Genomic DNA, 20,338 nt, shown 5'->3' with positions numbered 1-20,338 from the left:
AAAAAAGAAACTTTCCCAAAAAGGGGCTGATAAATACATGTGTGGAATTACAGGGTGGATTGATTGGCGTAATGACTTAAGGCAAGAAGAGAAGCAAATAAGAAATATGGTAAGGACATTAAACCACCGTGGGCCTGATGATATGAATGTTTGGACATCATCCCATGCAGCTTTTGGCCATGCACGCCTGGTCGTAGTTGATCCGGAAAATGGCGTTCAGCCGATGAGTCGTACTTATAAGGATAAGACCTATACAATTGTCTATAATGGTGAACTTTATAACACTGAGGACATACGGAAAGAGTTACTTGCACGTGGACATGATTTTCAAGGGCATTCAGATACAGAAGTGTTACTAAAATCATACATCGAATGGGGATATCAAAGCCTTGAGAAGTTTAATGGAATCTTTGCGTTTGCTATATGGAATGACAAAGATGAAAGTTTGTTTATGGCACGTGATCGTTTAGGTGTTAAGCCACTGTTTTATACAGTGCGTAATGGATGCTTATTATTCGGTTCTGAATTAAAAGCCTTACTTGCTCACCGTGATATCGAGCCTGTCATCAAACCAGAAGGTCTAGCAGATGTCATGGGCCTAGCACCATCTAGAACCCCTGGTCATGGTGTGTTTGATGACATTAACGAGCTACGTCCTGCGCATATGTTAATTTATGATCGGAATGGAGCGAAAATCAGTCGTTACTGGACACTGAAAAGCAAAAAGCATGAGCATAGCATTGACGAAACCGCAGACCATGTGAGGTATTTACTAGAGGACACAGTTGAGCGTCAGTTATTTGCTGATGTTCCAGTCGGGATGTTTCTTTCAGGAGGAGTGGACTCAAGTGCTTTAACGGCGTTGGCAGCAAAAGTTTATGAGAAGCAAGGAAAAGGACCAATTAAAAGTTATTCAATTGATTATGACGAAAACGATAAATACTTTAAAGCGAGTGATTTTCAGCCCAATTCAGATGCGGAGTGGGTAAATGTCGTATCTGATGCACTTGGCACCGAGCATGATAACAAAGTGATTTCCATTGATGAATTAGCTAATCGTTTAAAGGAAGCAGTAGATGTCCGTGATCTTCCTGGGATGGCTGATGTCGATTCATCGTTACTCTGGTTCTGCCATGAAATCAAACAAGATGTAACAGTGGGATTATCGGGTGAGTGTGCAGATGAGATTTTCGGTGGATATCCTTGGTTTCATAAGCCGAAAGTTATGTATTTTGACGGATTTCCTTGGATGCGTTCGATAGATGAGCGCGAAAATCTTCTAAATGATAAATGGAAAAAAAAGCTCGACTTAAAGCAGTATGTTTACAATCGTTATAAAGAAACCATTGCTGAAACACCGAGATTTGAGGGTGATACAGCTGAAGAGGCTAGAAGACGTGAAATATCGTACTTGAATATTGTTTGGTTTATGACAAATCTTCTTGACCGTAAAGACCGGATGAGTATGGGAGCAAGCTTAGAAGTACGTGTGCCGTTTTCAGATCACCGTTTAGTAGAGTATGTATGGAACATTCCGTGGGAAATGAAGCAGCTTGCTGGTCGTGAAAAGGGGATTCTAAGGAAGGCGTTAGAAGGGTTACTGCCACATGATATACTTTATCGAAAAAAGAGTCCGTATCCAAAGACGCATCATCCTAAGTATACAGCAGCTGTACAAAAAGGAATGAAAGATGTATTAGCGCAAAAGGACGCACCGATTTTTGAGTTTATAAATAAAGAAGCACTTCAAGAAATCGCTGATTCAGGTGGATTGCCAACGGGCCAACCGTATTTTGGCCAATTAATGGCTGGGCCACAATTGTTAGCTCATTTCATCCAAATGGATTACTGGTTGCATAAGTATAATGTGAAAATAAAAGAATAGCTATATTAGTGGATGTAAGAAGAATACTAGGTTCGAGGCTTTGCCAAAAGGTCAAAATTATACCTTTTGGCAAAGCCTCTTCATTAAATGAAGTAAAATCCGATTGCCATAATCAGATAAGCTGCAAGTAAGGTTAACCCTTCAAACCAGTTCGAGTCTCCATCATTAATCATCGTAATTGCTAAAAATACAGATAAGATCATCGCTATTAACGATTCAGTTGAGAAAACGAGTGCCATAGACACCGGGAAAAACAATGAGAGCAATACAAGGGTGGGTGTAACAAACATCGCAATTTGCAAAGTGGAACCTACAGCTATTTCAACCGATACATTCATTTTATTGCGTAAGGCCATATAAATGGCCGTAATGTTTTCAGCAGAGTTCCCAATGATCGCCACAATAATGACACCGATAAATACTTCACTCCAACCAAAGGTAACAGCGACGGCCTCAAATGTGTCTACTAACTGATCACTTGTAAAGGCTACCGCTAAGGCAGCAGTAGCTAATATCAAAATGGCTTTTCTTTTGCCCCATTCAGGTTCTTCTTTTTCTTCTTCTTCAGAAGCTTCACCTCGTTTAACATAAACCCCCCGGTGAGTAACCAGTCTGAAAAAAAGTGCAGCAAAGTATAGCACGAGCATGGTGATGGCAATCCCAATACTTAGTTGCAAAACTTCTTGCTCAGTTAGCGTCGTAGCAAATATGTATGGGAAAACAAAAGAAACGACAACGGAAAACATTAATAACCCAATGCTATGTCTTGCATCGTGGATATCAAACGATTGTCTTTTAAATTTTAAACCGCCTATAAAGAAGGACAGGCCTGCTACTAGGAGCAAATTACTAATTACTGCACCAGTGAGAGAGGCAAGTACGATATTTAAATAGCCTGCTTTTAACGCAAAAATTGAAATGGTTAATTCAACTGCATTTCCAAAAGTAACACTAAGTAGTCCCCCAATTCTAGGACCTGAGATGATCGATAGACTTTCAGTTGCCCTGCCAATATAGGAGGCTAAAGCTAGTATCGTTACACTGTAAATAAGAAACATCATACTTGGAGACCAAGCAAGGAGGGTACCAAGGATTGAAAGTGGTACACCGATGGCTGTTGCAATCATAAATATCTTATTCATGGATGTCACCTCAACTTGAACTCTTTCTGTTAGCGTCCACAGCAATTGAAGAATTCATGCGAGATTTTCACAAAATATCAAAGCGAGAATAACACGAGAACAGCAAAGAGGTTAAATCGTTGGTTGTTGACATAAGCTTATTAAAATTCAATAAACTGGTTTTTTTGGATCGAGTATGTATCAATTGTGCCTGCTGGTAATTCAAGGGCTGCTACGGCATGCTTAACGGGGAAAATTGCCGTCCATGGTTTTACATGTCTCTTTAGGTGAATAATTTGATTTTTTTCATTCAAAAAAACAACATCAATTGAAAAAAACATAAAAAACATATGGATCGAATTACATGGGGCAAGAAGGATTCCTTCGTTCACGATTGGTTTGAAACGAAACATTAAGCCTTTTAGCCTTTTTATAAAAGAGTCGTATCTTAAAATGCTAATCGGGATCTGTTGAACATCGTTTTCTGTAATTAGTTTCAAGTTATCACAACCTTTTAAATGAGCATCAAGCTCTAAATATAGCGATTTTTTGGAGCAGCAGGGATATTTTATGTAAAACCTGCTTCTTTATAAGTGAACGATCGATTGTTCTTCCAAGATTACGTAAAAGATGAATTATTTTGTGATTGTTGATTTAACAAAGCGCATGCTAATATAAATTTACAAACAACGCCGTAATTTTACACAAGGTTACAAATTGTTTGTGACAAAATGATAAGGGCAAACCAAGGGAAACCTTGGGACGCAAAACTACAGGGGCTTCATCAATTAGATATGCCAGCCAGTTGCCGGAAATAGTAAACTTCCATACTATTCTTCGGGGGGTAGTATTTTTTTGTGCAAGTATAAATTATAAAAACATTCAAAAAAAGGTGGGTTTACATTATGTTAAACAAAGTTATCAAGTTTTTTAAAGAAGAAGATGGACAAGGTATGACTGAGTACGGGTTGATTTTAGGAGTAATTGCTATCGGTGCAGTTGCAGCGTTTACGGCATTTGGTGGATCTTTAATTGACAAAATTGACGATGTTAGAGCAAAAGTTTTTGGGTCGTAAAACCTTCATATATAAATAAGCTTTAGTAATTTAAAAAGCCTACTTTAGGAGCGATGTTCCGTAAAAAAGTAGGCTTTTTTTACGAGGTGAGTCACGTGACGTTTATCATACTTTTTATAGTATTACTAATTTCATTAATTACAGATTTAAAAAAACGAAAAATACTAAACATCGTAACTTTTCCTGCTATAGTAGTAGGTTTAATTTCAAATACCGTATTGTTTGGTTGGGAAGGCTTTTTATTTAGCTTTCTGGGTCTTTTAACAGGCTTTGGGTTACTGGTAATTCCTTATGCATTAGGTGGTATTGCAGCTGGTGATGTGAAGCTTTTAATGGCTATTGGGGCGTTACAAGGAACAGCGTTTGTTTTTGGCTCATTTTTATACATTGCCATAATCGGTGGCATCATTGCTTTTATTATTTTACTTAAGCAGAGAGAATTATTGAATTCACTTAAACGAATTTTCTTTTCAGCACAATTAAAAACATTAGATGGTTTAAGTAAAAAGGATATGCACCATGCGTTCCCTTACGGCGTTGCAATTGTTCTAGGGACCGTATGTTATTCGGGAGTGAGTCTGTTGTGATTCGGTCAGAGAAGGGACAAGCAACCGTAGAATTAGCAATTTCTTTAACTGTTCTTCTGTTTTTCCTGTTTGGGATTATTGATTTTGGTCGTATTTTTCATGCGCATCTAACACTTGAGCATGCTAGCCGAGAAGGGGCAAGAGTGGCAAGTGTTGGAGGGACAAACCAAGAGGTGGTACTTCGGATAAAAGAAGCGTCACCGTCATTGTATTCAGAGAAAATTAATATATCGCCTATTACAACGAATCGAAACAGAGGTACGTATGTCACAGTTGAATTATCATATCCTGTGGCCTTTTCGATCCCGTTATTTAAAAATATATTGCCTGATCCTCTAATGGTGAGGTCGAAAACAGTGATGAGGGTGGAGTAATCATGAAAGCATTTATGAAGCAAGAGGAGGGAGCGGTCATGGTCTTAGTCGCTTTAGGCATGACCGTCTTTATCGGCTGCATCGCTTTAGTGATTGATATGGGATCACTCTACCTTGAAAAAAATAGGCTTCAAAAAATAGCGGATGCTGCTGTATTAGCAGCGGCCCAAGAGTTGCCTGCCAATCCGAATAAGGCCAAAGAAATTGTTAACCAAACCATATTGTTGAATAATGGAACCCCTAGTCAATTTGAAATTGTTATTAACGCAAATAATACATTGATAGAAGTGCAGGGCCAAATAAGAGGAACGCTTTTTTTTGCGAAAGCGCTCGGGATTAAAGAGCCACTAATTCAAGCAAGGGCTGCCGTTCAACTTCAAGCTCTTCAGTCGGGAAAAGGAGCGATTCCACTAGGGATTCAACCCTCGATGGACTTGTCGTTTGGTTCAGTGCAAACGTTAAAAGTCAGTGATTCAGCAAGTGGGAACTTTGGTGCAATTGCTTTAACAGGTACTGGTGCTAAGAACTACGAAACGGATTTAAGGAATGGTTATGAATTTGAGCTGAAAGTTGGATCGGTGTTAGGTACACAAACGGGAAACTTGGCTGGACCAACAAGGGATGCGATTACACCTCGTATTTCAGCTTGTCCGAATGCAACCTATTTAAATTATCCCCCTAATTGTTCTAGAGTGGTTCTTGTACCGATTTTTCAGCCAGTTAGCACAGATCAAAATCAGATTAAAGAAGTGTTAATTGTCGGCTTTGCAACCTTTTTTATTGAGAGTGTTTCTTCAACCAATCAGGGGGCTGAAGTAACAGGGCGATTTATTCAAACGACTCGTTCCGGTGAATCCTCAGCAAACCAATCAAGCTATGGAGCATATGGTTTTAAACTTATTAAGTAAAAAAGGTGATTACTTATGAATACAAAAAAGATCTGGATTTTTGCAATAATTTTTGGGGTGATGATGTCTTTTTTCTTTCTTCTTATAACAGCGAATAATGATAATGCAAATCAAATTGCGACTGCAACAGCGAACCTTGATGAAGAGGCTGCAGACGAAGAACTGCTGGATCCTCAACACAACATTCAAATTGAAGAAGGCAAAAGAGCGATTTCCATTGCAGTAACGGAAGTTCAAAGTGTTTCTGGTTTTGTTAGTCCGGGATCATTTGTAGATGTAATTGCCGTATTGCCAGTTCCTGTTGGGGAAGAAACATCTTCACAAATTATTGTTGATAATACAAAGGTATTAGCTGTAGGGAAGACGTTGGTTGACGAGTATAGTGAAACCGCTGCTTCCTATGAAATGGTTACACTTGAAGTGACTCCAACAGAAGGAGCAGCTCTTGCCCTTGCTAATGAGACTGGTGTTTTTACTCTCCTGCTAAGAGGTGACGAAGAGGAAGAAGGGACAAAACCTGTCAATATTACCTTAGAGCAATTACAAAAAGGGAAGATGTCAAAATGAGATTAAACTATTATATCCATTCAGAAAAACAGATGTACGCTACTGCTGTGAAAATGATGTTAGATGAATTGAAGAAAAGCAATAAAATCTACGATCATTTATCTGAATTGAAAACAGATCTAGCGCATTCAAAAGGGACAGTTGTAATCATTGGTCCAAATTCGAATGACAATCCTTATGAATTATGCCAAGATTTATCCAGGCTCTATCCATTAACTGCTGTTCTATTACTAGTAAATAAGGAAGACATTGATTATAAAAAAGCTATGTTTGTTGGTGCTGTCGATGTTCTTGATATTGAAAGTGATGAAATGGAAATCATCGAATCGATCAACAAAGCTGAACGTGTTATTCGTTTAAAAATAGCAAACGATCCAAGTATGCTAGAGAATCAAAAAGAAGCGAAAGTCATCACTGTTTGCAGTACGAAGGGTGGGGTCGGAAAAACCACGATTAGTGTGAATGCAGCTGTTGCCTTAAGCAAACACAATCTAACAGTGGCAGTTATTGATCTAGATTTACAGTTTGGTGATGTTGCGCTTTTATTTGACCAACTCCCAAGCCAGTCGATATACGATTGGGTCAAACAATCTTATGAGAATGGTGACAAATCATTTAGAAACTTTGTGTTAAAACATAAGACAGGTATTGATATTATAGCGGCCCCTGATCTTCCGGAATTTGCTGAATTAATAACAGGAGAGCATATTGCTTATCTCATTGATGCAATGAGAAAAGAATACGATATTGTGATCATTGACACACCACCGGCCTTTGTTGAAACGAGCTTAGTAGCACTAGAGAGTTCCGATATCATATTATTAATTGCTTCACTAGATTTACCAGCATTAAAAAACGGGAAACTTGCAATTGAAACGTTAGAATTATTAGGACTAAAAGAGAAGATTAAGATTATTTTAAATCGTGATACAGAAATGGAAGGCATGACGAAAGAATTGATTGAAGAAGTATTAGGGCAAAAGATAAACGGAAGAATGCCAAGTGATTATCGCACAGTCATTTCTTCAATTAATAATGGTGAATCTTTCGTAACAAAAGCACCTAGAACTCCTGTTGCGAAAGCTGTTATGAAAATAGCCGAGCAGTTGCTGAATGACTTTCCAAGTGAAGAAGAAGGATTGAAAAGTAAAAAAAGGAAAAAAGGTCTGTTCAAAAAGAAAGGATAGGGGGATTGTAAATGTCATTATTAAAGCGCCTAAATGAAAAATCTCTCACTTCTTCAGTGAATGAAAAAAAAGAACAAACCTCTCATCAAAAAAAAGAAGCAGTAAGGCCGAAAGAATCAGACTTAAAAATTGCATTACAAAGTCATTTGATCTCTGAATTAAAAAAGAAGCCTGACCTATCGGATGATGAACAAAAAGAGTTGATTGAACTAGAAGCAATGAAATTTTTAAATGACAAAAGTGATCGTCTTTCTTTTGAAGGAAAGAAACAATTAATTGATACCGTAACTCACGAATTAATTGGATATGGACCTATTACAGCTTTATTAAATGATCCTGATGTATCGGAAATCATGGTCAATGGAGCCTACCAAATTTATGTTGAGAAAAAAGGGAAGTTAGTTGTAAGTGATTACTATTTCCGTGATAATGATCATGTTTTGCAAGTGATTGAGAAAATTGTTTCGCCACTGGGCAGAAGAATCGATGAAAGCAGTCCGATGGTTGATGCACGCTTGCCAGATGGTTCAAGGGTAAATGCGATTATTCCACCTTTATCATTAGTAGGTCCTTCCATCACAATCCGAAAATTCCCTCAGAATCGCTTACAAATTAGTGATTTGGTCGGGTTTGGTTCGTTGACAGATGAAATGGCTCAATTTCTTGACTCTTGTGTAAAAGCAAGGCTAAATATCTTTATTAGTGGTGGAACGGGAAGTGGAAAAACGAGTTTGCTTAATGTCCTGTCTTCCTTTATTCCACAGGATGAACGAATTGTGACGATTGAAGATGCAGCCGAGCTCCAACTGTTGCAAGATCATGTTGTATCACTAGAAACACGTCCACCGAACATTGAAGGAAAAGGTGTTGTAACGATACGTGATTTAGTAAAAAACTCATTACGAATGAGGCCTGATCGAGTGGTAATCGGGGAGGTTCGCAGTGGGGAAGCATTAGATATGCTCCAAGCAATGAATACAGGTCATGATGGTTCTTTAGCAACAGGACACTCCAACTCCCCAAGAGAAATGCTCTCGCGTTTAGAAACGATGGTACTGATGGCAGGCATGGACTTGCCGATCCGGGCAATTAGAGAACAGATTGCAGGTGCTGTTGATCTAATCATCCAACAGTCTAGATTGAAAGATGGGAGTCGGAAAATCGTGAAAATTACTGAAGTTATCGGAATGGAAGGTGAGACAATTGTTTTACAAGATTTATTCTCATTCAACCAAACCGGAACGACCCCAGACGGAAAAGTAATAGGAGAGCATGCTTCTACCGGTATTCGCCCATATTGTTCTGAGAAATTAGAGCGCTATGGTTATGAGTTACCTGCAGAATGGTTTAATGGAGAAGCGTTATGATTACAATCATTATTTTTATTGTTTCTACACTAAGTTTCGTTTTGATTGGAACGTACTTCTTGAATAAACAACAAAAGATGAAAAAGAGAATCACACAATTTATTCCCATCAAAACAAAAGAAATGAAGGATATAAAGACAGAAAAAGGACCGAAAAAACCAACTCTGAAAGATGCTATTCAACGTTTCTCCAAAAGTATAAAAACAACTGATTTAAAACGAAGGCAACTTGAAACTGAATTGGAAAGCGCGGGATTAGCTTTTAAGGCAGAGGAGTTTATTGCAATTAGGGTTGTTAGTTTTGGTGTTGCCTTTTCTTTCCCACTTTTTCTTGGAACGCATTTTCTGCTGTCTTTTTTCGTTGGAATAATAGCATGGAAGCTGCCATCGTTATATTTGAAAAAGAAGAAAGCTTCTAGAATAGCAGCCTGTGCAGCACAATTGCCTCAAGCCTTAGAAACAATGGCCAATGCGATGAAATCTGGCTTCAGTTTTATGCAAGCAATGCAGCTTGTTTCAAAAGAAATGCCAGACCCGATTGGAATTGAATTTCAACGTACCATTAAAGAAATTAATCTAGGTGTTACGATGGAGTTGGCCTTTGAAAACCTCATGCAACGCCTTCCTAATAAAGATCTGGAGATTGTCGTAACAGCTGTGTTAATTCAGCGATCAACAGGTGGGAACCTGGCTACGATCCTTGAAACGATTCAAGAAACGATTTCAGAGCGAGTGCGCATGAAAGATGAACTAAAAGCACTCACATCTCAAGGAAGAATGTCAGCGCTGGTAATTACATTGTTGCCACTTGTTTTAGGTCTATTATTAAGTTTAATGAACCCTGGTTATTTCAGTCCAATGTTTGCTCATCCATTAGGCATGGCGTTACTAGCAGGGGGGACAGTATCAGCTATCTTAGGGTGGTTATTTATTCAAAAGGTTGTCACAATTGAGGTGTAATGATGGTATTGCTACTTTTATGGATTTTCTCATTTTTGTTTTTTACTTGTATAGGTTTACTTATATTCAAAAAAATGTACAAAAACAAGATGACTATGTATCGTAGGGTTTCTCCTTTTTTACAAGGTAAATCTGAATCTGTGTCAATAGAAGAAGGAGTAGATCCAAAAAATAATACGTTCTATATAAGGATGATTCAACCACCATTGATAAAGTTACGCCGTTTTGTTGAAGGAAAAATGCCTAAACAGAAAATGGCACAAGTTGAAAAGAAATTGCAGGCGGCTGGTTACCCATTTAACATGTCTGCCGGAGACTTTATATTGGTTCAGCGCTTTCTGCCGATCGTGTTATTTTTTCTATTCCTACTATTATTTATTCCTGGATCAGCCGAAAATGGAAAAGTTTTCTTGCTCTCATTGATCGTCTCGGTGTTTGTATACAGTTACTCTAATTACTATCTTGTTACAAAGAGTAGGCAAAGAACGAAACAAATCGATAAAGCCATGCCCGACTTCTTTGACATGCTTAATGTGTCGATTGAAGCTGGGATGGGACTAGATGCCGCGCTAAAAAAGGTTTGCAGTCAAATGGATACACCGTTATCAAAAGAGTTTTTATCGACACTTGAAGATATGAAGCTCGGAAAGTCGAGAAAGCAAGCTTTTATAGAGCTGAGAGAGCGTGTCCCTTCGGAATTTTTTAAAAGTGTTATGAGTTCCATTATTCAAGCAGATCAAATGGGAATTGGAATGAGCAAGGTATTAAGAACGCAAACGCAACGGATTCGAGAAAAGCAGCGGTTTACTGCGAAAGAACAGGCTATGAAAGCTCCAGTAAAAATGCTAATACCTATGGTTTTGTTTATCTTTCCAACCTTATTTATCGTTCTACTTGGCCCTGTCGTTGTTAATTTAATATTACAATTCATGTAAAGAAACCGACAAATAGAGATCTCGTCTATTCGTCGGTTGTTTTATTTTTTGGGATAATCATTATTTAATTGATCTTCCAGCAGCAACCTCAATTTGCTTTTGCATTGAGTCTTGGACAAGTCCGTCACTATGTCTTTGGCTATTAAGAAAGTGAATGCAAAAATGGCCGTTATAATTGTTATCACGAATCACCTGATCCCCGTGTGGCATGGAATGCATAGCAGCAGCTAGTCTTCTTCCATCTACTTCAACAATGATCGCTCTAGGATTCCAAGAGTAGCTCCCACCCCAAATTTCTCTCATTATCTGTGCGTCTCTGGCTGTTAGTGGTTCACTATCGGCATGATTTCCCCCCATAGTATGTTGCACTTGAAACGTTCTTCCTGTTTGAAAGTCTGTAATGGTTGCAACTTTACCGGTAGAAAAGACATACCTAGCTTCTGTCCACCAGTCTAATACTTCTCCATGCCTTGCTGAAACTACGGGCTTTACAGGAACTTGGTATTGAGGAACATTGATAACTTGTCCAATTTGAAGAGTACTTCGTTCTGTCATATTGTTATGTCTAAGCAGCTCTAAATACGGAACACCGTACCTCGTACTTAAATTCCACATGTTATCTCCGGAGCGGATGGTATGTTGGATGTACGTAACGGTAACTTGGTTGCTCGGTGCAGTTCCAGCTCTTGGTGCATTCAAGCCATTTGGTATTGTTAAAGTTTGATTTACTTGCAATGTATCTGACCTTAAGTTATTAGCAGTACGAATAGCTTCAACTGTCACACCAAACCGATTTGCAATCAAAGATAAATTATCACCTGAACTGACTCTATAGGTGAAAGTCGTTCGTTCTTGTTGTGGTGAAGAAGTCGTTTGGTTTGGGGCTGTGGTTGCAGGTGGAATTGTCAGTGTCTGCCCAACACGAATGACATCGCTTGTTAGATTGTTAGCATTTCGGATTGCTTCAGTTGTTGTACTGTAACGCTGTGCAATGACAGAAAGGCTATCGCCTGCTACGACAGTATAGGTTGTGCTTGTATTTTGAGTAGCAGTATTTGAATTACCATTTGGAATGACCAAACGTTGCCCGACTTGTAAAGTATCCGTAGGTAAGTTATTAGCAGAACGGAGTGCCGTAACCGTTGTTCCCAACCGATTGGCGATGACAGAAAGATTGTCACCAGATAAAACAGTATAAGTTGAATTGTTAGTTTGTTCAGTAGGTGAGGAGGTCTCCGATGTTCCTATTTTATTTCCCGGAATTGTTAATGTCTGTCCTACACGAATGACATCGCTTGTCAGATTGTTAGCGTTTCGGATCGCTTCGGTTGTTGTACCGTGTCGCTGCGCAATGACAGAAAGACTATCTCCTGATACGACAGTATAGGTTGAAATAGCTGTGGGCTCAGACTTTATTAATTTAGTATTGCCGTTAGGAATGACTAGACGTTGTCCGACCTGAAGAGTATCGGTTTTTAAGTTGTTAGCTGAGCGAAGATCCGTAACTGTTGTCCCGTATCGCTGTGCAATAACAGAGAGGTTGTCTCCTGCTACAACTGTATAGACCGAATCAATAATTTGAATAGAAGGAGAGCTGTGATTTCCACTGCCTGATATTGTTAAGGTTTGTCCAACGCGAATAGCATCATTTGTTAAATTGTTCACCGTCCGAAGAGCTTCGACTGTTGTACCGTGACGCTGTGCAATGACAGAAAGGCTATCCCCTGCTACAACCGTATAGGTGCTTGAATTATTTGTTCTTTGATGTTGCTCAGTAGGTTGTGTGGTTGTTGATTGCCCATTAAGTACTTTTGGAATAACAAGGACTTGTCCGATTCGAATCTGATCATTTGTTAGGTTGTTAGCTTCGCGTATTCCTGAGACGGGTGACTGTAGGTCCCTTGCAATCACAGAAAGAGATTCACCGGATCGTACAGTATGAAACGTTTTAGGAATAACAAGTCGTTGATTTAGGCGTAAAGTGTCGGATGATAAGCGATTCGCCCTTTTGAGGTTATCCACGGTAATGTTAAATGATCTTGCAATTGTCCAGAGGGAGTCTCCAGTACCTACTTGATAAAAAATAGAAGCCGTTTCTGCTGTTTGTTGTGTGCCTGATGAAGCTGAAGCAGATGAAGTATTAAATCCAAGTGGTATGGAAGTAACTAACATACCTCCAACAATTACTTTCACGACTGTAACCTTTACATTAGGGTATGTTACTTTTATGAATTGGCTTGCTGTTGTTAACAAATCACTTCTTGTGCGTTCTTTCGTCCCCAGTTCATTTGCAAATTCTGCATACGATTCGTCAAGATAGACTAAGAAAGCATATTCATTTGGATTCTTTTCATTGATGATAAGTTTATGTTTATAGAAATTCATCGTTTTATTCTCCTTCCCTAGAGGAATTCTAGAAATTAACGTAATTTCTAGTTTCGATAAAAGAACATCAGAGATTATATATAAGTTGTATAGTGTAAACCTCTATTGTTATTTGCAATTATGAATAAAATATTACATTATTCTAAAAGAAGTGTTCCGGTAGGAGGTTAAACTAAGAGTAGGAAAGAATATTTGAAATTTCATGTATGGTGAGGGATTAACATGGCCAATCGAATTGTTATTGTAACCGGTGCTGGAAGTGGGATAGGTGCTGCAATTGCAAAACTATATGCGAAAAATAATGATATTGTTATGGTTTCTGATTTAAATGAGGAAAAGGTGAGAGAGACAAGCTCATACATAAGAAAAAATGGTGGAGAAGCTTATGCAGTAGGTTGTGACGTTAGGAAAGAGGAACAGATCAGAAAATTAGTATCCGACACGGAAAAACGATTTGGGAAAATCGATGTGCTGATAAACAACGCAGGAGTTTCTATCTTTGCTTCTCCATATGATGTAACTATTGAAGAATGGGATGATGTTCAAAATACAAATGTAAGAAGTGTTTTTCTTTTTTCAAGGGAAGTTGCCAAAGTGATGCGCAAGTACAAAGAGGGGGCCATCGTAAATATTGCCTCAACTCGTGCAACAATGTCTGAACCTTCTTCTGAAGCATATGCTGCTTCAAAAGGGGCAATCGTATCGTTAACTCATGCACTAGCTGCTTCTTTTCAAGACGAGGGAATACAAGTTAATTGTATTAGCCCAGGCTGGATTCATACAGGAGACCGTTTAGAATTAAGAGAAGTTGATCATGATCAACATTTTTCTAAAAGAGTTGGGGAACCAGCTGATATTGCACGAGCATGCTTATTTTTGACTGATAAAAACAACCAATTTATAAATGGAGAAAATATTGTGATTGATGGTGGGATGACAAGAAAAATGATATATGAGCACTAATTTTGAGTTTTAGAGATGAACTCTGAGAATTAAGAAACAAAGAAGTGAGATAACTCGATCTAGTTATCTCACTTTTTGATTTTAAGAAGCTATTTTTTTACTTTCTACTTTCATTACCTTGTGTTGGGAACGTTGTTTTAACGCAGCGTATCCAAAGAAAACAGCTACTAATACATAACCAATGGCAAAATCAGGTGCAGCGTTGATGGCAAGAGCTGGAGCGTGCATGAATCCTACAAATGATAGGAAGGCAGCTATGAGAGAGAAGACAATAGCTTGAATGAAATTCCTATCAATTATGGCAACAGTCATTGCTCCAAGTAAGATCGCAGTGAACATCGCTCCTTGTCCGAGAGGGACGATTCCACTTGATATTCCTTCTACAACATCACCTGCATTATTATTAAAGCGAGTCATCACGTAATTAGCTAAATAAGGCAACATGGCGATTGCAACTGCTGGATAATACTTCTTATTGTTTGAAAGGAAAGCTGTACCAACCATTGACATCCCGACAAAAACTAACACGGGTGCAACCGCAGCTAGAGGTATAATGGCTGAAAAGGCAGCAATCACACCTGTCACAGCAGCTAGTCCAAATACGATTGCATTTAAAATGCTGTATCCACGACCAGCTCCCATTTCCTTTGAACCAACCGTTGCAATATAAACAGTCGTAGGGAACAACCCACCGAAAAATGCGCCGATCATCGTCCCAACGCCGTCGACTGCCTGACATTCACGAACATCGTATGAATCACCAGCAGCGGCCATTGCATCTACATTGTTCATTGTTTCAATTGCATTGTATAACGTAATTGGAATAAGAACAGCTAAAATACCAATTAGAGCACCGAATAAATATGTCATACCCTCGAAAGGAGCTAATGTTGGCAGAATAGGATAGAAACCGATATTGGCAAGACCTTCTGTAATTTGAGTTGGTGATTGGTAACCAAGTGCAAATGCAAGGGTTGTGCCTGCTAAGACAGCAAATAAAGAAGCCGGAATGTTAAATGGCATTGCTATTTTGGCAACAATCCCGACAAGAATAATTGCTAATGATACTAATCCAACAACCGGAATAGAAAACGTGTTAAAAAGCATCTCCCCAGCTACAAAGGTTAACGCAACACCTGCAATGGCACCTAGCATAGCAGCTCGAGGAAGGCGGTCTCTTACCCAGTTGCCACTAAAGCTAACGAGTACTTCTACTAGTCCACTGAGTAAGGCAGCAGCAACCCCAATTTTCCATGCAAGTTCAGGGTCACCAGTTAGTGCATTAGCTGGAGCTAGAACACCAAATAAAAAAACAAACATAACAGGCGTACTAATACCGTAGGAAAGTGCTGTAACGTCAGTCCGACCTTCTTTTTGTGCCAAGCGCTTCGCCATATGGGCATAATACAAATTTCCAACGATTACAGCAACTGCAGCCCCTGGAATCACTTTTCCAAAAACAATACTTGCTGGGAAACCCATTCCAAGCATAGTAACTGCAATAACAACAAAATTAGCTAAGTTATTTTGGAATAAAGCAAAAAATGCGTCAGTATCTTCTTTTTTATATAGTGGATAATGAATAGTTTTTGTGCTCATGTTGTTCTCCCCTTAGTTGTTATTTGTGACTAGCTCGTCAACAAACGATACGCGTCCGTTTTCTAATGTATGAACTCTAGCCAGTGATTCTACACGGTACCCCTCATCTTCCAATCTCTTTCTTCCACTTTGAAATGATTTCTCGATTACAATTCCTAGACCCGCCACTTTTGCACCAGCCTGTTTTACAATATCAATAAGTCCTAAGGCAGCTTGCCCGTTTGCTAGAAAGTCATCAATTATTAAAACTGAATCATCTTTTGTAAGGAAATCTTTCGATACCGTAATATCATTTGATTCTTGTTTTGTAAATGAATAAACTTTGCTCACATATACTCTTTCATTCATTGTTAAAGATTTTTTTTTGCGAGCGAAAATAAGTGGTGTGTTTAGGCTTGAAGCAGCCATGAAGCTAGGTGCAATACCCGATGATTCGATTGTAAGGACTTTGGTGATACCCTCTGTTTTAAATAGACGGGCAAATTCCAGTCCGATCTCACTCATTAGTTGAACATCTACTTGATGGTTTAAAAATGTATCCACCTTAAGTACATCCTCAGAAAGGACATTTCCTCTTTCCCGAATAGCTTGTTTTAATAGTTCCATTCTTTATCACTCCCTAAAAATATATAAAAAAAACCAGATATCAAGAGTCGAATAGACGAGTGACCTTGATATCTGGCAACAGAAAAAACGGTTATCTGATCACTCGTAGTCAAGCCATTTACGGTAGCTTGGTAGAAACTTTTGAGCCATATCCTCAACTTTATACGAGTTTCTTATTTAGTTGTTTGTGTATAGGGGTTAGTATAGACGAATTTGAGATAGAAAGAAAGGTTTTTTTGAAAAAACCCGAATAAAAAAGGGAGGGTTTTAAATTATATTCGTTTATTAAGGGTGTTGTTGAAAAGGATAACCAAAGTTGGGAAAAATAGGTTTTTTAATAAAGGGGGAATAAGTAAGCTTCTGAAAAGTCTGGTGGTCTGCATACTCTATGCATTTTGTACAAAGACATAGAGAATTACTCCTATAGTACTATTGTGATGAAAGGTAGATGAAATTACTTTACTTTCAATGTTTCTTCAAAAAGTCCTCTTTTTAATAATTCTTCTTTTAAAATGGCAATAAAATCGTTTTCCAATCCTAACTGTACGGACTTTTGATAAACTTCTACTATTGTTTCATCATCTAAAAGGTTAAACAATGTCCTCATCCTTTCGTAGTGGATATGTGTATAATTTTATAAGTAATAGTACTCTATTTCTAACCTTTTGAATAGTTAAAATGTATGACTTTTTACCAAACTTTCTTTTTGTTATTTAGAAAAGGAAAACAGAAAAGAGGTGTTCCGAAAGGTTTGAATCCCTTTAGAACACCATTTACGTTATCTTAAAATTCGTTATGCGAAAATTAGCAAACGTAAGCAGAACCAACGATTACTAATAAAATGAATAAAACTACGATTAAAGTGAAGCCACCATACATTTTCTTCATCTCCTTTCATGCTTTTCTATACAGTTTATGATGAAAAGTAAATAACGTTTGGGCGTATATAAAATTCCAGTGTCCATTTATGAATGCCATGAAAAAACGTTATAGTGTTAGCGATTTTGGGTAAAGTAAGTGTAATCCCCTTTGTATACGGACTTTATTATCTTAATAAGTACTGTGACATTAGGCGTGTGATTATATTCAGACTAAAAAATGAATGATAGTCTCGTGTGTTCGTTTTGTTGTTTAGATGAAAAAGTAAGGAGAATGATTATGTTAAAAAAATTGTTTGGTCTTGATAGGAAGGAAGAAACTCCTGATAAGCCAAAACAGGAGATTATTCATGCACCGATTACTGGTAAGCTTGTTCCAATTGAGGAAGTACCTGACCCGACATTCGCTCAAAAGATGATGGGGGATGGTCTTGCCATTGAGCCGGCAGAGGGAAGAGCTGTAGCCCCTGTAGCTGGAGAGATCATGCAAGTATTTCCGACAAAACATGCAATTGGAATAAAGACAGCAGGTGGAGGAGAAGTATTACTACATATAGGGTTGGAAACTGTGAACATGGAAGGAGAAGGATTTAAGACCTTTGTAAAAGAAGGAGATAAAGTAAAAGTTGGTGACCCTCTTGTAGAATTTGATCTTGATCTTATAAATGAAAAAGCGTCTAGCACCATTACTCCATTAGTTGTGACAAACATGGATGATATACAAAGTTTACCTAAAGATTCGGTAACGGACGTCCAAGCTGGTCAGACTCCTCTTTTAACGATTAAGCATAGTTAAGATGTCAATGTTTAAAAACCACATGCGTCTAGATGCATGTGGTTTTTACTAATTAAAAGCTAAAGCGAGGGAATACATATGGACTATCAGGCTGTTCAACAACCTCTATTCCTCTAAGTTGAATCAGAGGAATACGGAATTCATTGTACTGAGTTTGATCTAATATTCCGGTTACTCTCACCCATGTATCATTTTCAAATTGACTCGCTTCATCGGCTTCGACCATTGTTCCAAATACTGATGCATCAGCAACGCAGCATGTCATCCCAAAGCGTGCGACTACGAGTTGATCATCTGCAAAATCAGGCTCTCGATAAACAAATCCTACAATCTCAATTGGCTTACCGACAAAACGCTCTAAATGAAAGTCGAGCATTGTCATCATATCCAAATAATTTTCTTCAGTAACAATGATTTTTCCAAGTTCCAATATTTCTTCAGCGAGTTCTTCATAATATTGATTGAACCCTTCTGCTGTGTAGTATTCTTCCACCGTAATATGCTCTTCAGGTTGATTATCAGAACTAGATTCCAACTGTTCATAATAGGCCTCAGGGTCTTCTAAAAAAGCTTCGGCTCTTGAAGTAGAGTCTGAGGTTTCTTGTTGTTGGGTATCGGCTTGTTCAGCTAATATACCGGAACCATACTGTATTCCTCTATTCGCAGCGACAGAACTATCTAATAACTTGTCAGGAAGAACAAAGCCCAAAACAATTGGTGTAACAAAAATGGAATAGATTAGCAGCTTTGTAACAGGTGAGCCCGAAACGTTATGGTCTGTTCCACAATCACAAAGTGCTTCTTCTTCTTGGCCTTTTGCTGTACTTCTAATAATTTGTATGACTCCAAGTAGAAGGAAGACACCTGTTGCAAAATAGATAAAGGGCATCATCGTTGGGGCAATGTAATAGGTGATATTTCCAGTAATAATAAAGGCAAGCTTTAGTAAAGCAAAGCCAATTAAAATAATCCCACGAATGTAAGCGTGAAAACCTAAATCTGAATTGTTTTCCATTTTACTCGCTCCTTTTCTAAATAATACCGAGTAGTTGCAAAGCAACCACTGCTGTGAAGACGATTGTTGTTACAACAGCGATAAATACTAATACAAATTTTGCTTTGAAGAATGCAAATAACATAACTGTATTTTTTAAGTCGAGCATTGGTCCATAGACTAAGAAAGCAACGAGAGATCCTGTTGTAAAGGTACTCCCAAAAGATGATGCTACGAAAGCGTCAGCTTCGGAACATAAGGATAGCAGGAACGCGAATGCCATCATGACGGCTGTCGAGCTAAATTCATTGCTACCAATTGCTTGCAATATACTTCTATCAAGAAATGTTTGGAATAGTGCTGCGATAAAAGCACCTAAGATAAGAAATTTTCCCATTAGAAAGAATTCATCTGCAGCATGATAAAGAGTTTGTTTAAAACGATTCATTTTTCTTTGTGCAGTAGCACTCGTTTCTAAAACCACTTGACGACCTACTAATTCTTCTTTTGTCCATTTTAACTGATCGCGATTTTTAAATACAAGATATAAAATACCCCCGATTATAATGGATAGAATAAAGGCTAGTCCCATCCGAGCATAGAGAACTGTTAAATCCGTTCGAAAGGCAAAGAAAGTAGACGCTGCTACAACAGGGTTTAAAATGGGCGCAGCTACTAAAAATACAACGCCAACGTGTAACGGCATCCCTTTTTTGATTAAACGTCTAACAATGGGGACAATAGCACATTCACAAATTGGAAAGATTGCTCCTAAAATTGCTGCAGGCAAAAGGGCTGCATAGGCATTTTTAGGTAAATATCGATGGATAAAATCTTCCTTTACATAAATTTGAATAAGTGCTGATACAAAAACACCTAATAAAATAAAAGGAACGGCTTCAATTACAATTCCTAAGAAAATCGTGTTTACGTTCAACCACGAATCGGGAACTGTAAAACCAGCACGTTCATTTTTAAATGATTCAATATTAAAGAAAAGAATTAGAAATAACAAAAGTAACGTAAATCCTAAAAAATCTTTTCCGAAAGAGAAGAAGAATTGTTTAAATTTGTTCATTTAAAATCTCCTTATAAAAGGTATTCAACTAGACATGGAACTATGAAAGTTCTTTCGATATTTTAACATAGAT

The 20,338-nt window shown here is 38.1% G+C and carries 21 protein-coding genes and 2 riboswitches; of the genes, 12 read left to right on the top strand and 9 right to left on the bottom strand.

The features are described 5' to 3' along the window. The first annotated feature begins 37 nt into the window (after positions 1–37). Positions 38–1,885, top strand: a complete 1,848-nt coding sequence (gene asnB / locus AC1FXZ_RS13460) for an asparagine synthase (glutamine-hydrolyzing) (RefSeq protein WP_480054716.1) — start codon at positions 38–40, stop codon at positions 1,883–1,885. Between the two features lie 83 nt (positions 1,886–1,968). Here the strand turns inward: asnB and cax are convergent, their stop codons facing one another. Beyond that, positions 1,969–3,027 (bottom strand): calcium/proton exchanger, encoded by a 1,059-nt coding sequence (cax, locus tag AC1FXZ_RS13455; RefSeq protein WP_480054458.1) that lies wholly within the window; start codon positions 3,025–3,027, stop codon positions 1,969–1,971. Positions 3,028–3,167: 140 nt separating this feature from the next. After that, a complete protein-coding gene (locus AC1FXZ_RS13450) occupies positions 3,168–3,506 on the bottom strand; it encodes a DUF192 domain-containing protein (RefSeq protein WP_480054456.1) in 339 nt (112 codons plus the stop codon). Between the two features lie 229 nt (positions 3,507–3,735). Next, positions 3,736–3,819: riboswitch (cyclic di-GMP riboswitch) on the top strand. Between the two features lie 92 nt (positions 3,820–3,911). On the opposite strand from AC1FXZ_RS13450, the gene AC1FXZ_RS13445 reads away from it, so the two are divergent. The 9 genes from AC1FXZ_RS13445 (at position 3,912) to AC1FXZ_RS13405 (ending at position 10,966) form a co-directional block, all read left to right on the top strand. Next, positions 3,912–4,082 carry a Flp family type IVb pilin gene (locus AC1FXZ_RS13445; RefSeq protein WP_480054454.1) on the top strand — a complete coding sequence of 57 codons (171 nt, stop codon included), beginning with the start codon at positions 3,912–3,914 and terminating at the stop codon, positions 4,080–4,082. 95 nt (positions 4,083–4,177) lie between these two features. Continuing rightward, on the top strand, positions 4,178–4,669 hold the full coding sequence (locus tag AC1FXZ_RS13440; RefSeq protein ID WP_480054452.1) for an A24 family peptidase: 492 nt from the start codon (positions 4,178–4,180) through the stop codon (positions 4,667–4,669). Further along, positions 4,666–5,043 carry a TadE/TadG family type IV pilus assembly protein gene (locus AC1FXZ_RS13435; protein ID WP_480054450.1) on the top strand — a complete coding sequence of 126 codons (378 nt, stop codon included), beginning with the start codon at positions 4,666–4,668 and terminating at the stop codon, positions 5,041–5,043. The genes AC1FXZ_RS13440 and AC1FXZ_RS13435 overlap by 4 nt, the downstream gene beginning before the upstream one ends. 2 nt (positions 5,044–5,045) lie before the next feature. Next, the gene (locus AC1FXZ_RS13430; RefSeq protein WP_480054448.1) at positions 5,046–5,951 is read left to right on the top strand and encodes a pilus assembly protein TadG-related protein; all 906 of its coding nucleotides are present in this window, start codon (positions 5,046–5,048) and stop codon (positions 5,949–5,951) included. 15 nt (positions 5,952–5,966) lie between these two features. Beyond that, positions 5,967–6,518: a Flp pilus assembly protein CpaB gene (gene cpaB / locus AC1FXZ_RS13425; RefSeq protein WP_480054446.1), complete on the top strand. Its 552-nt coding sequence runs from the start codon at positions 5,967–5,969 to the stop codon at positions 6,516–6,518. Then, the gene (locus AC1FXZ_RS13420; protein WP_480054444.1) at positions 6,515–7,705 is read left to right on the top strand and encodes a CpaE/TadZ family protein; all 1,191 of its coding nucleotides are present in this window, start codon (positions 6,515–6,517) and stop codon (positions 7,703–7,705) included. The genes cpaB and AC1FXZ_RS13420 overlap by 4 nt, the downstream gene beginning before the upstream one ends. Positions 7,706–7,716: 11 nt before the next feature. Next, a complete protein-coding gene (locus AC1FXZ_RS13415) occupies positions 7,717–9,072 on the top strand; it encodes a TadA family conjugal transfer-associated ATPase (RefSeq protein ID WP_480054442.1) in 1,356 nt (451 codons plus the stop codon). Continuing rightward, entirely contained in the window at positions 9,069–10,031 is a 963-nt protein-coding gene (locus AC1FXZ_RS13410; RefSeq protein ID WP_480054440.1) for a type II secretion system F family protein, read from the top strand. Before AC1FXZ_RS13415 ends, AC1FXZ_RS13410 begins: the two co-directional genes overlap by 4 nt. A 140-nt stretch (positions 10,032–10,171) precedes the next feature. Continuing rightward, entirely contained in the window at positions 10,172–10,966 is a 795-nt protein-coding gene (locus tag AC1FXZ_RS13405) for a type II secretion system F family protein (RefSeq protein WP_480054438.1), read from the top strand. Between the two features lie 60 nt (positions 10,967–11,026). On the opposite strand, the gene AC1FXZ_RS13400 is transcribed toward AC1FXZ_RS13405, so the two are convergent. Further along, the gene (locus tag AC1FXZ_RS13400; protein ID WP_480054436.1) at positions 11,027–13,351 is read right to left on the bottom strand and encodes a LysM peptidoglycan-binding domain-containing protein; all 2,325 of its coding nucleotides are present in this window, start codon (positions 13,349–13,351) and stop codon (positions 11,027–11,029) included. 216 nt (positions 13,352–13,567) lie between these two features. On the opposite strand from AC1FXZ_RS13400, the gene AC1FXZ_RS13395 reads away from it, so the two are divergent. Further along, entirely contained in the window at positions 13,568–14,314 is a 747-nt protein-coding gene (locus AC1FXZ_RS13395) for an SDR family NAD(P)-dependent oxidoreductase (RefSeq protein WP_480054714.1), read from the top strand. 81 nt (positions 14,315–14,395) lie between these two features. Here the strand turns inward: AC1FXZ_RS13395 and AC1FXZ_RS13390 are convergent, their stop codons facing one another. From AC1FXZ_RS13390 to AC1FXZ_RS13375, 4 genes are all read right to left on the bottom strand, one after another. Further along, positions 14,396–15,913, bottom strand: a complete 1,518-nt coding sequence (locus AC1FXZ_RS13390; protein ID WP_480054434.1) for a SulP family inorganic anion transporter — start codon at positions 15,911–15,913, stop codon at positions 14,396–14,398. A gap of 12 nt (positions 15,914–15,925) precedes the next feature. Further along, positions 15,926–16,519: a xanthine phosphoribosyltransferase gene (locus AC1FXZ_RS13385; RefSeq protein WP_480054432.1), complete on the bottom strand. Its 594-nt coding sequence runs from the start codon at positions 16,517–16,519 to the stop codon at positions 15,926–15,928. Between the two features lie 86 nt (positions 16,520–16,605). Further along, positions 16,606–16,707: riboswitch (purine riboswitch) on the bottom strand. A 266-nt stretch (positions 16,708–16,973) separates the two neighbouring features. Beyond that, complete coding sequence (sda, locus tag AC1FXZ_RS13380; protein WP_480054430.1) at positions 16,974–17,117, bottom strand: sporulation histidine kinase inhibitor Sda; 144 nt, start codon at positions 17,115–17,117, stop codon at positions 16,974–16,976. A 206-nt stretch (positions 17,118–17,323) separates the two neighbouring features. Continuing rightward, positions 17,324–17,398, bottom strand: a complete 75-nt coding sequence (locus tag AC1FXZ_RS13375; protein ID WP_480054712.1) for a YjcZ family sporulation protein — start codon at positions 17,396–17,398, stop codon at positions 17,324–17,326. Between the two features lie 279 nt (positions 17,399–17,677). Here AC1FXZ_RS13375 and AC1FXZ_RS13370 point away from each other — a divergent pair, with 279 nt between their 5' ends. Beyond that, positions 17,678–18,193 (top strand): PTS sugar transporter subunit IIA, encoded by a 516-nt coding sequence (locus tag AC1FXZ_RS13370; protein WP_480054428.1) that lies wholly within the window; start codon positions 17,678–17,680, stop codon positions 18,191–18,193. 52 nt (positions 18,194–18,245) lie between these two features. Here the strand turns inward: AC1FXZ_RS13370 and AC1FXZ_RS13365 are convergent, their stop codons facing one another. Then, a complete protein-coding gene (locus tag AC1FXZ_RS13365) occupies positions 18,246–19,208 on the bottom strand; it encodes a TIGR03943 family putative permease subunit (protein ID WP_480054426.1) in 963 nt (320 codons plus the stop codon). 16 nt (positions 19,209–19,224) lie between these two features. Beyond that, entirely contained in the window at positions 19,225–20,265 is a 1,041-nt protein-coding gene (locus AC1FXZ_RS13360) for a permease (RefSeq protein ID WP_480054424.1), read from the bottom strand. Positions 20,266–20,338 lie beyond the last annotated feature (73 nt).

It is taken from the genome of Halalkalibacter sp. HAAS-P014 (assembly GCF_056619965.1).
Note: the sequence above shows the minus strand (reverse complement) of the source record. Positions and strands in the feature narration are given on the sequence as shown.

Excerpts from the sequence above, each read along its gene's own strand:
- asnB (WP_480054716.1), top strand. The coding sequence starts at position 38 with ATGTGTGGAATTACAGGGTGGATTGATTGGCGTAATGACTTAAGGCAA.
- cax (WP_480054458.1), bottom strand. The coding sequence starts at position 3,027 with ATGAATAAGATATTTATGATTGCAACAGCCATCGGTGTACCACTTTCA.
- AC1FXZ_RS13445 (WP_480054454.1), top strand. The coding sequence starts at position 3,912 with ATGTTAAACAAAGTTATCAAGTTTTTTAAAGAAGAAGATGGACAAGGT.
- AC1FXZ_RS13430 (WP_480054448.1), top strand. The coding sequence starts at position 5,046 with ATGAAAGCATTTATGAAGCAAGAGGAGGGAGCGGTCATGGTCTTAGTC.
- cpaB (WP_480054446.1), top strand. The coding sequence starts at position 5,967 with ATGAATACAAAAAAGATCTGGATTTTTGCAATAATTTTTGGGGTGATG.
- AC1FXZ_RS13420 (WP_480054444.1), top strand. The coding sequence starts at position 6,515 with ATGAGATTAAACTATTATATCCATTCAGAAAAACAGATGTACGCTACT.
- AC1FXZ_RS13415 (WP_480054442.1), top strand. The coding sequence starts at position 7,717 with ATGTCATTATTAAAGCGCCTAAATGAAAAATCTCTCACTTCTTCAGTG.
- AC1FXZ_RS13410 (WP_480054440.1), top strand. The coding sequence starts at position 9,069 with ATGATTACAATCATTATTTTTATTGTTTCTACACTAAGTTTCGTTTTG.
- AC1FXZ_RS13400 (WP_480054436.1), bottom strand. The coding sequence starts at position 13,351 with ATGAATTTCTATAAACATAAACTTATCATCAATGAAAAGAATCCAAAT.
- AC1FXZ_RS13390 (WP_480054434.1), bottom strand. The coding sequence starts at position 15,913 with ATGAGCACAAAAACTATTCATTATCCACTATATAAAAAAGAAGATACT.
- AC1FXZ_RS13385 (WP_480054432.1), bottom strand. The coding sequence starts at position 16,519 with ATGGAACTATTAAAACAAGCTATTCGGGAAAGAGGAAATGTCCTTTCT.
- AC1FXZ_RS13370 (WP_480054428.1), top strand. The coding sequence starts at position 17,678 with ATGTTAAAAAAATTGTTTGGTCTTGATAGGAAGGAAGAAACTCCTGAT.
- AC1FXZ_RS13365 (WP_480054426.1), bottom strand. The coding sequence starts at position 19,208 with ATGGAAAACAATTCAGATTTAGGTTTTCACGCTTACATTCGTGGGATT.
- AC1FXZ_RS13360 (WP_480054424.1), bottom strand. The coding sequence starts at position 20,265 with ATGAACAAATTTAAACAATTCTTCTTCTCTTTCGGAAAAGATTTTTTA.